The 10,323-nt window shown below is 53.8% G+C and carries 11 protein-coding genes; 3 read left to right on the top strand and 8 right to left on the bottom strand.

The window, feature by feature from the left end:
* From E0E17_RS15980 to E0E17_RS15960, 5 genes are all read right to left on the bottom strand, one after another.
* The gene (locus E0E17_RS15980; protein WP_130834989.1) at positions 1 to 447 is read right to left on the bottom strand and encodes a ribonuclease domain-containing protein; all 447 of its coding nucleotides are present in this window, start codon (positions 445 to 447) and stop codon (positions 1 to 3) included.
* Between the two features lie 87 nt (positions 448 to 534).
* Positions 535 to 885 (bottom strand): helix-turn-helix domain-containing protein, encoded by a 351-nt coding sequence (locus tag E0E17_RS15975; protein WP_130834988.1) that lies wholly within the window; start codon positions 883 to 885, stop codon positions 535 to 537.
* 409 nt (positions 886 to 1,294) lie between these two features.
* On the bottom strand, positions 1,295 to 1,723 hold the full coding sequence (locus E0E17_RS15970; RefSeq protein ID WP_130834987.1) for a hypothetical protein: 429 nt from the start codon (positions 1,721 to 1,723) through the stop codon (positions 1,295 to 1,297).
* Between the two features lie 258 nt (positions 1,724 to 1,981).
* Positions 1,982 to 2,467: an RrF2 family transcriptional regulator gene (locus E0E17_RS15965; protein WP_130834986.1), complete on the bottom strand. Its 486-nt coding sequence runs from the start codon at positions 2,465 to 2,467 to the stop codon at positions 1,982 to 1,984.
* Between the two features lie 171 nt (positions 2,468 to 2,638).
* Positions 2,639 to 3,820, bottom strand: a complete 1,182-nt coding sequence (locus tag E0E17_RS15960; RefSeq protein ID WP_130834985.1) for an MFS transporter — start codon at positions 3,818 to 3,820, stop codon at positions 2,639 to 2,641.
* A 238-nt stretch (positions 3,821 to 4,058) separates the two neighbouring features.
* Here E0E17_RS15960 and tus point away from each other — a divergent pair, with 238 nt between their 5' ends.
* Positions 4,059 to 4,988 (top strand): DNA replication terminus site-binding protein, encoded by a 930-nt coding sequence (tus, locus tag E0E17_RS15955; RefSeq protein ID WP_130834984.1) that lies wholly within the window; start codon positions 4,059 to 4,061, stop codon positions 4,986 to 4,988.
* Here tus and E0E17_RS15950 read toward each other — a convergent pair.
* Entirely contained in the window at positions 4,948 to 5,445 is a 498-nt protein-coding gene (locus E0E17_RS15950) for a hypothetical protein (RefSeq protein ID WP_130834983.1), read from the bottom strand. The genes tus and E0E17_RS15950 overlap by 41 nt on opposite strands.
* An 82-nt stretch (positions 5,446 to 5,527) precedes the next feature.
* The gene (gene fumC, locus E0E17_RS15945) at positions 5,528 to 6,925 is read right to left on the bottom strand and encodes a class II fumarate hydratase (protein ID WP_130834982.1); all 1,398 of its coding nucleotides are present in this window, start codon (positions 6,923 to 6,925) and stop codon (positions 5,528 to 5,530) included.
* A 200-nt stretch (positions 6,926 to 7,125) separates the two neighbouring features.
* On the opposite strand from fumC, the gene manA reads away from it, so the two are divergent.
* Positions 7,126 to 8,301 carry a mannose-6-phosphate isomerase gene (manA, locus tag E0E17_RS15940; protein WP_130834981.1) on the top strand — a complete coding sequence of 392 codons (1,176 nt, stop codon included), beginning with the start codon at positions 7,126 to 7,128 and terminating at the stop codon, positions 8,299 to 8,301.
* A 133-nt stretch (positions 8,302 to 8,434) separates the two neighbouring features.
* Positions 8,435 to 9,934: a YdgA family protein gene (locus E0E17_RS15935; protein ID WP_130834980.1), complete on the top strand. Its 1,500-nt coding sequence runs from the start codon at positions 8,435 to 8,437 to the stop codon at positions 9,932 to 9,934.
* Between the two features lie 135 nt (positions 9,935 to 10,069).
* On the opposite strand, the gene E0E17_RS15930 is transcribed toward E0E17_RS15935, so the two are convergent.
* On the bottom strand, positions 10,070 to 10,270 hold the full coding sequence (locus E0E17_RS15930; RefSeq protein WP_130834979.1) for a hypothetical protein: 201 nt from the start codon (positions 10,268 to 10,270) through the stop codon (positions 10,070 to 10,072).
* Between the last annotated feature and the right edge of the window lie 53 nt (positions 10,271 to 10,323).

Here is a 10,323-nt window from a genome sequence, read left to right as displayed (position 1 = left end):
TTATGGCACCTTTTTAAAGCTGCGGTAGTGATCGGTGGTCAGAAATATCAGTCCATCTGATGAGTAAAGCAGACGATCGGCGTTACGGTGACCGCAGCGGTAGTTAACATCCGCCTCGAACCACTGACGTCCCGCCTTTTCTGGCAAGCGCCCTTCACGATTGGCAAACCGATCGCCGCCTATTGCTTTCCCCGGCAGTACATCACACAGGTTACCTTGTGCGGCATCCCACCCCTGACGTCGTGCGGCGTTTTTACTGATGTAATAGTCGGGTAAATGATGATGTTGTTGCAGCCAGCTGGCTACCCTGACCGGCTCGGTCAGCGCGGTGATAGAGGTCGATGGTGCGCTGGTTTGCGGAGACGCAGACGGGGTGAAATGAGGTTTAAGCCCTGCCCAGCCCGCGGCCAGGATAAAAACGAGCCCAATCCAGAGTTTCTTTGACATGATGGCATCCAGGATAAACGGATGCTGATAATAGCAGTTTTGCTGGTATGGAACAGCGCGGGCCAGCATTGCTGGCCCCAGCGGCAGTTACTGTACTGTTTGCGCTTGTGGCTGTGAACTGTGACGACGCCATGCGCCTGGCGCCACGCCGAACTGGCGCTTAAAGCTACGGTTGAATGACTGCTGCGAATCAAAACCAAGAGAAATAGCGACGTTGAGTATAGGTTCATTGCTATTACTCAGGCGATCCGCCGACTTTTTCAGTTTCTTCGCACGGATATACTCACCCAGCGGATAGCCGGTATGCTCTTTAAACATGCGTTGCAGGTGCCATTTCGAATACCCGGCGCGCTCCGCTACCGTATCCAGGTCGAGCCGTGCTTCAATGTTATTGTCGATCCAGTTAATCAGATCGTGAATAAATGCGTTGCTCATCATCCCATTTTCTCCTGTCGTCACGACGAACAGTATCAGTATCTGTTGCAGTTACACTTTAAAGGTGACTGACTATGCCACTAAATGCAAGTTTTATTATTGCATTAAATGCCGCACTCGCCGTAGGGCCTTTCCTGTTAGCCGCTGGAGAGCAGCACGATGTCCGATAACGCAACATAAAGTGTATCAGAAAAGCATACAATAATTGAGAGAATAAGGTTTTTATTCCTGCCTGTGGCGGCGTCTGTGGCTGCCCGAGCCCCGCCTGGCGCAAGGCGTGGCCAGAAGTGTATATCCCGGGGCGGGAGTTTCGATAGAAGCGCTGCCCACGGGAACAGAAGCAGAAACAGTGTGTTGAGGTACCCGGGCAAATGGCCTTATCAGTTACCTGCCCGGTCAGTCGTAGCGAGATTTAAAAAAGTAATTTTGCAAGACTCAGGCCCAGGCCGAGCATCACCGCCATGGTACTGATTATCCATTTGGTGTGTGCGTTAAGGGCCTGATGAAATTCCGTGCGCAGGGCGTCGATATTTTTATAAACCTGAGTGAAGGCATCACGGTTGTTGAGATCGCGTTGAGTAAGTTCTTCCTGCAGAACGCGATCCCGTTTAACCAGTTCTTCCTGCAAGGTACGATCGCGTTTAGCCAGTTCGTCCTGCAGAGCGCGATCGCGTTTAGCCAGTTCCTCCTGCAATGTGCAATCCCGTTCATGCATTTCGGTTTTCAGGTTTAACATCTGTTCGGCCAGATGCTGTCGCGTGGCGTAATGGGATTTGATAATCGCGACATCTTGCCGCAACAAAGTGACTTGCTCTGTCAGGGTGCTCATTCCTTTGTTCATCTGTGTCTCTCCATACCTGTGGCTCAACAGGTGATAACCGTGATCATCAACCAACCTTTTCAAAACAACGCCTTTTCCCTGAGTTCCTGTCCTTCTCCAGCGCTAAAAATAGCAAAGGCCTGATGCAGGGAAAATCAAAATGATCGTGTCATGCCTGCCAGCGTCAAATTATGTGCAACATCTCGCAACCACCATGCTGAGTTACCGACAGGCTTACTTCACGTGAGAGAGATATACCATGAAACAAAAAGAGCCGCATTAGCGGCTCTTTTTACACTGTTCATCAATTGCGGGTTCAGGCAGCGGTGCGCAATTGCTGGTATCCCGCTTTCGCAACTCGTTGAGAGCATCCGCGACGGTGCGCTTTGCCAGCACCTCAAGCGAGGCCTGCTCGGCTTCATCCGCAATCGCTTTAAAATACCAGCAGAGATTTGCGCTCACCAGGCAACGCGGAGCAACATCGGGTCGCGACGCCCACAATTTTTTATCTTCAATCACTGAAGTATAAATATCACGCAGCGTGATTTGATCGGCCGGACGGCCCAGATGAATGGAACCTGTACGTCCCAGCGTTGAAACAATAATGCCATCACGGGTTAACGGCACCATCAGTTTCCGGATAAAACTGGGATTAGCTTCGAGGCCGTAGGCGAGGATGGCGCTGGTAGAGCGTTTACCCAACTGCTCCGCCATCGCTACGCTTAAAACCATTTGCAACGCTGTCGGGAAGCGGTAATCAAGCATTTCTGTATCCTGAGTTGCGGTGTATCTTATTGTAATGGTTACCGCAGATGTGAATAATCATTGAGCAATAATATAACAAACACTGTTACTTTTTAGAAGCCAGCCCCGCACGGATGGCACATAATACCCATATCAGGCTAAGTGAGTTCATTGCCTCTCCCTGCCCTGACATCAGCTCACGGGCGCATACGTCGGCATCGATTTTTTTAACATGACAACCAGCATCACGTTTATTACCGCCAGCAGACAGAGTAACCAGAGCATGGCGGATGGTCCCATCTGTTCAAAAAGATAGCCGCCTGCCAGTGGGGTCAGCGCCTGGCCAATTAATGCCGGACGGGCCATTTTCCCCACCACTATCGCATACTCTTCCGCTTTGACCAGGGAAAGAGGTAATGTGCCGCGCACAATGGCGCGTAAGCCATTACCGGCACCATAGAGTAGCATGCTGAGCACCGCCATGTGCGGAAATAGCGCCAGCACCGACAAGCCAGTGGCGACCAGTCCTACCGAAAAGAAGGTGGTCCAGATGGGATGACCACCTTTAAACGCAATATCCATAAGGCGTGAGCCGACCTGACAGGGACCGAGAATAGCACTGATCGCCAGGGCAGATGCCAGAGAATAGCCGCTGGATTGCAACAGCGTGATGAGCTGCACTGAAATGGCGGTCATAATGATGGAGGCCAGCGTAAAGATAGCGCAAAGCAACCAGAACAGACGGGGAGCAAGAGACGCCGTCTGTGGTTGAATACCCCGCGCTCGCTTCTGCCCTTTACGCGGGGGAGCCGGTAAGGCAAAGAAATAAATGGGCAGCACGGTAAGAGCAAGTAAAGCAGCAATGGCAAAACAGGCGCCGCGCCAGTCAAGCCAGTGGACCAATAGCGCCGTACCCGGCCAGACCAGCGTAGTACAAAAGCCAGAGATTAAAGTTATACCGGTGATGGCGCCGCGCGCGAACCCGCCATACAGCGTTCCCAGCACCGCAAACAGCGCATCATACAAGCCCATCGCCATGCCAACGCCAATGATCGCCCAGGCCAGCAGAAAAAGTATCAGCGTATGACTGTACCCCATCAGTGTCAGCCCGCATGCCATCACCAGGCCGCTCAGGGCCAGTAACAAGCGCCCACCAGAACGGGCGATAATGCGTCCGCTCAGCGGTGCCAGCAAACCGGAGACCAGAATGCCAATAGAAAGCGCACCATAGATCCACTGCTGAGACCAGCCGGTTTCTTCAGCCACAGGGGTGGCCAACACCGCCAGTAAATAGAACGATCCGCCCCATGAGAGAATTTGTACTATGCCCAGCAAAATAATGTTCAGCGTTCCGGGTTTTGTTTGCTGCTCCACGCTCAGGTCCTGATAACAACGCAAGCCGCTGTTATAACATGGTAGTCCCGAAGGAAAAAACGCTTAATGCCAGCGTAGCACGGCAGGTTCTTGCTGCCTGGCTTTGGCAGGTTTGCACGTTTTTAACTTTATTTTATTTGTATGTTGTAACTATTAAGCTTTCTCCTTTGTAATTACCTCCCTTGTATCGGGAGCCAGAAAATGCCACATTAGAAATGTTGTAACTAGCCGGAGATCCCTGATGCGTTACGATTTGATTAGCGATTTGCATAGTTGTATGAACGATCTGGAAAGCGAACTGGCGCAGCTTCAGCAGGATATTGAAGCACTACCGCTGCTGATTGCCCGCGTCTTCAGCCTGCCCCCGGTAGAAAAAGGTCGTGAACATGAGGCCATTACCCGTATTGAGGTGGAGCAACATCTGGGTACCACGGCGCGTACCCTCGCCCTCGCCCACTTCCGGCGCCTCTTTATTCAGCATCAGTCGGAGAAACTGAGCACCAAGGCTGCGGTGCGCCTGCCCGGCGCTCTGTGTCTGGAGTGTGATGAGGCCGCCAGCACGCAGCTTGAACAACGCGTCACGCAGATCAACACGCTGAAAGCGCGACTTGAGCATATGATTACCGTCGAATCAGGCTTACCGAGCGAGGCGCGTTTTGAATTCGTGCACCAACATCTGCGCGGCCTGATTACCCTGAATGCCTACCGCACCATTACCCTGCTGGATGCGCCAGACAGTCTGCGCTTTGGCTGGGCGAATAAAAACATCATCAAAAATGTACAGCGCAAAGAGATCATCGAGAAACTCGAGAAAAGCCTGAAGGCTGGACGCTCCCAGGCGCCCTGGTCGCGTGAACAGTGGGCAGAAAAAGTGCAGGAGGAGCTGGCGCTGGTACGCGCGCTACCAGATTCTGTGCGTCTGAAGATCAAGCGCCCGGTAAAGGTTCAGCCGGTTGCCCGCGTCTGGCGCGCCGATGAGAAGAAGCAGACCCAGCTCGCCTGCCCTTCCCCGATTCTGGTGATGTGCCGCGATCGCAGCAACGTGCCGGTGCTGGGAGAACTGCTCAACTATGATGCCGATAACATTCATTATCGCCATAAGCCGCCGGCGGAACAGCTCTGGCTGCTTATTCCGCGCCTGCATCTCTGGTGCGACCATCCAATCTGAGATCGCGTAATAAGGAAAGGGTACAGACCAGCAGCACCAGGGCATGTTTCCAGGCGGTGGCCTTAAAATAGCCCGCCCAGGTGTGCGAGACCAGCGCGTTAACGTCAGCGGGCCAGATGCTGTCCTGATTGTGCAGTAGTGCTACCTGCACGCTCAGATACTGTAATGCCAGCGTACAGAAAAACCAGCCTGGCAGACTCAACAGCAGCATTACGGCATAGCTGGTCAGCGACAGAGGCCGCTGCTGGCGGATAAGCCAGCTGTACCAACCGACCACCAACAGGATAAAGGGCAGCAGACGTAAGATAATATCGGTGAGCCAGCCGCGTCCGGCATTTACCGGGCCGAGCAGACCGGTGATCAGCGCTCCCCAGCTCCAGGCGAGGTCGTTATGAATAAGCAGAAAGGCGATCATCGCCCAGAGCACCGCGCGGCGTAATACGATAAGTTTCTCCATCCTCCTGCTTCCTTACGGCGGGTTAACAGGTAAAAAAGGCCAGCACAGGCTGACCTTTTTCATTATCGACTGGCAGAAATGCTTACTGCTTCATGCTGCCAACCATCTCTTCCGGACGCACCCAGGCATCGAACTCTTCTTCCGTGAGATAACCCAGTTTCAGCGCTGAGGCCTTCAGCGTCAGCCCCTCTTTATGCGCTTTCTTGGCGATTTCCGCTGCCTTGTCATAACCGATATGGGTATTCAGCGCAGTCACCAGCATCAGTGATTCATTCAACAGCTGGCTGATGCGATCGCGGTTAGGCTCGATACCCACTGCACAGTGGTGATTAAAGCTGTCCATACCGTCAGCCAGCAGGCGGATAGACTGCAGGAAGTTATGGATGACCATCGGACGGAACACGTTCAGCTCAAAGTTGCCGGAGGCACCGCCCATATTGATCGCCACATCGTTACCCATCACCTGGCAGCAGAGCATGGTCATTGCTTCACACTGGGTCGGGTTAACTTTACCGGGCATGATAGAACTACCGGGTTCATTTTCCGGAATGGAGATTTCGCCGATGCCGCAGCGCGGGCCGGACGCCAGCCAGCGTACGTCGTTAGCGATTTTCATCAGCGAAGCCGCCAGGCCTTTCAGCGCGCCGTGCGCATGGACCAGCGCATCACAGGTCGCCAGCGCTTCAAACTTGTTAGGTGCGGTAACAAAGGGCTGACCGGTCAGTTCAGCCAGCGCTTTTGCTACACGCACCGCATATTCCGGATGGGTATTCAGACCAGTACCGACCGCCGTGCCGCCCAGCGCCAGCTCAGACAGGTGAGGAATGCTCAGTTCGATATGCTTCAGGTTATGATCCAGCATCGCTACCCAGCCGGAAATTTCCTGACCGAGAGTCAGCGGCGTCGCGTCCTGCAGGTGGGTACGGCCGATTTTAACGATATCTTTAAAGGCTTCGGACTTTTCATGCAGCGTGGCGCGCAACACTTTGATCTGAGGAATCAGCTGTTCGCGCACGGCAATAACGGCCGCTACGTGCATCGCGGTAGGAAAAACGTCATTGGAGCTCTGGCTTTTGTTAACATCATCGTTGGGATGAACCAGACGTGCCATGCCACGCTCGCCACCCAGAATTTCACTGGCGCGGTTAGCCAGCACTTCATTCATGTTCATGTTGGTCTGGGTGCCGGAACCGGTCTGCCAGATCGCCAGCGGAAACTCGTCAGTATGCAGATCGCCCAGAACTTCATCCGCAGCCTTCACAATCGCATCTGCCCGCTCAGCCGGCAGCAGCCCCAAATCACGGTTTACCGTGGCGGCGGCGCGCTTGGTTAACGCCAGGGCATGGACCAGTGCAACAGGCATCTTTTCAGTAGAGATACGGAAGTGCTCCAGCGAGCGCTGGGTCTGCGCGCCCCACAATTTATCAGCCGGTACATCAATGGGCCCCATTGAATCTTTTTCAATGCGATTGGCAGCCATCACTACGTCTCCTTTAGCTCAGTTTTATTTGTTAATCGCCCAACGCGTCTTCCCGAAGGGTACTTCTGGGCGGGCAAGATTGTGACATACAATAATTTAACATTATGCGAGCACGTCGTCTTTATTGCACTCGTAATGTATTTTTACCGCAAGTTTCTGTTTTAATAATGCCCATCACTGACTGACTCCCGGGATAAATCATGCAAAAAATGAACAATTCGCTGCAATATTATGCATGGGGCAGCAAAGTGGCGCTGACCGAGCTTTACGGTATCGCCAACCCTGATCAACAGCCGATGGCCGAACTCTGGATGGGGGCTCATCCCAAAAGTCCTTCAGGCGTGGAGATTGACGGCGTCAGCCGCTCGCTACGCGATCTGATTGCGGAAGATAAGCTGAATACCCTGGGAGAAGCCGTCGCCGCCCGTTTTGGCGAATTGCCTTTTTTATTCAAGGTGCTCTGTGCCGAACAGCCGTTGTCGATTCAGGTACATCCCAGCAAAACGGCGGCAGAAGCGGGGTATGCCCGGGAAAATGCAGCCGGTCTGGCGCTGACGGCGCCTGAGCGTAACTATAAAGATGCCAACCACAAACCTGAGCTGGTTTATGCCCTGACGCCTTTTCAGGCGATTAACGGCTTTCGCGAGCTGTCTGAAATCGTTTCTTTACTGGAACCGCTGGCAGGCGCCCATGCGCAGATTGCCCACTTTCTGACGCACCGCGATGAAGCGAGCCTGGCAACGCTGTTTGCCGCCCTGCTGTCATTACAGGGGGAAGAAAAAGCGCTGGCGCTCGACATTCTCTGTGCGACCTTAAAAGATCGTCACGGTGAGCCCTGGGATACCATCCGGTCTATTGCTGAGGTCTATCCGGATGACAGCGGCCTTTTCTCACCGCTGTTGTTGAATGTGATTACCCTGCAGCCTGGCGAAGCTATGTTCCTGTTTGCGCAAACCCCTCACGCCTATTTACGTGGCGTGGCGCTGGAAGTGATGGCGAACTCCGACAATGTGTTGCGCGCCGGACTGACGCCAAAATATATCGATATCCCGGAGCTGCTGGCGAACGTGAAATTTACCCCGACGCCACAGAGTCAGCTGTTGACCCGCCCGCTGGCGCAGGAGAGCATGTTGCGTTTCCCGGTACCAGTGGAAGATTTTGCTTTTGCTATCCATAACTTATCGTCGCAGCCGCAGCAGGTTGTGCAACAGAGCGCGGCGATCCTGTTTTGTATTGAAGGTCAGGCCCGGGTGCTTAAAGAGGGGGCGCAACTGACGTTGCAACCCGGCGAATCCTGCTTCGTGCCCGCCAGTGACTTTCCCATCGCCCTCAGCGGTCAGGGGCGGCTGGCGCGCGTCTTTAACGACTTATCCTGAAGCGGCTGACGCCCTGGTGGTTAACTGCTATTATTTCAAACTATTAGCATAAGACGCCCAGGGGCGTTATTTCTTCCCCCGCCGACCTCTGGCCAGCGGCGTATGCGGACTCAAGGATAAGGACGACTCAGCGATGAAAAAGAGCAAAATTGCCGTGGGTGTGGTTGTGGCACTGGGCATCATCTGGACCGGCGCAGCCTGGTTCACGGGTAAGCAAATTGAAAACCACATGGATGAGCTGGTGCAGAATGCGAATGCGCAGCTGAATGCCCTCTCTCCCAACAGCCGCCTGAAGCTGAGTTATCAGGATTACCAGCGCGGCCTGTTCCGTAGCCACACCAAACTGGTGATTCAGGCGCTCTCTCAGACCGAAGATAATGCGCTGCTGAAACCCGGACAGAGCGTGGTACTGAATGAAACCATCGATCATGGGCCCTTTCCTTTTGCCCAGCTGAAACAGGTGAACCTGCTTCCCGGCATGGCATCCGTGCACACTGAGCTGGAAAACACCGAGGCGGTTAAAAAACTTTTTGACCTCACGGCGGGCAAGTCGCTGATCGCGGCGAATACTCGTATCGGCTACAGCGGCGCAACGGATACGGTGCTGCGTATTCTGCCGGTTGATTATCAGAATGCGCAAAGCGGTGAACGCCTGGCCACCAACGGCGGCACAGTTAACCTCAGCGCGGACAGCAATGGCGACAAAATTGCGCTGAAAAGCGATATCGACAGCATCGCCATTACCAGTAAAAACGAGATGGGCCTGCCGGTACTCTTTACCCTGAACGGCATGCAGCTGAACGGCAAAACGCACCTGAGTCCGGAAGGCGTACGTGTTGGCGATCAAAGTATTAAGCTGGATAAAGTCAACGCCAGCATTAATGGTCAGGATGCCCTGACCCTGCATCAGCTGAACGGCTCCTCTTCATTTGATAATCAGGAAGGCAAAATTGCCGGACAGATCGATTATCGCGTGGAAAAAGTGCAACTGCAGGGACAGGATTTTGGTGCAGCGCAGCTGGTGATGAAGCTGTCACAATTTGACGAACAGGCGGTGAAAACCTTCTCTGATAACTATCAGGCCCAGGTGCAGAATCTGCTGAATCAGCAGGGGCTGCCTGATGACCCGATTCGCTATCAGCAGGGCATTCACGCCATCCTGATGAACAATCTGCCTGTCTTGCTGAAAGGCTCCCCCTCTGTCACTATCGCGCCGCTCAGCTGGAAAAATGATAAGGGCGAAAGCAGCTTCAACCTGACGGCTAACTTTAACGATCCGGCCACGGTAACCGGTGAGCCGCAAAGCCTGAACGCCATGGTTGATCGGGTGCTGAAAAGCCTCGACGGCAAACTCAGCATAAACATGCCGATGGCGACAGAAGTGATGCGTCATGTGGGTCTGGCTGAAGGCTATCAGGATAACGATGCCCAGAAACTGGCGGATCAGCAGGTAAAAGGTCTGGCGGCAATGGGACAGATGTTCCGCCTTACCCGGCAGCAGGATGACAATATTGTCACCAGCCTGCAGTATGCCAACGGTCAGGTCACAATGAATGGCGATAAAATGGCGCTGGAGCAGTTTCTGTCGCGCTATATGCTGGGCCTGCCCACCAGCGAAGGGATGCCGGAGTAATGGCTATCCGGTGATAACAGGCGGCCTGCGGGCCGCTTTTTTATTGCCTGCTATATGCGCTCTCCGGAGCAGGCATAAAAAAACCGCCCGTGAATCTGTCCGGCAGCCGGAGAGAGAACACACGGGCGGCCACGATTATTCCAGTTCATTGTCCAGGTTCACCTCTTGCGGAGCTGCAGGCTGCGGACGCTGTTCTGTTAGCTGGCCGTTGTCCGCACCAGAGTCATCTGCGTTACCGAGGGTGTAAAAATACCAGGGATCATTGGTATAACCCGTCCAGTCAAAGGTCGAGCCAGAGTTGTTAGTGTCTACCTGTATGCCTGTGTAGTCGAACATCACCACCTCCTTTCTCACCGGGAGGTTACAGGCTAGCGCTGAGGTTATTGCGC

The organism is [Erwinia] mediterraneensis, assembly GCF_900604315.1.
Taxonomy (GTDB): domain Bacteria; phylum Pseudomonadota; class Gammaproteobacteria; order Enterobacterales; family Enterobacteriaceae; genus Pantoea; species Pantoea mediterraneensis_A.
The sequence above is the reverse complement of the archived record's forward strand: the minus strand, read 5'-3'. Positions and strand labels throughout refer to the sequence as shown.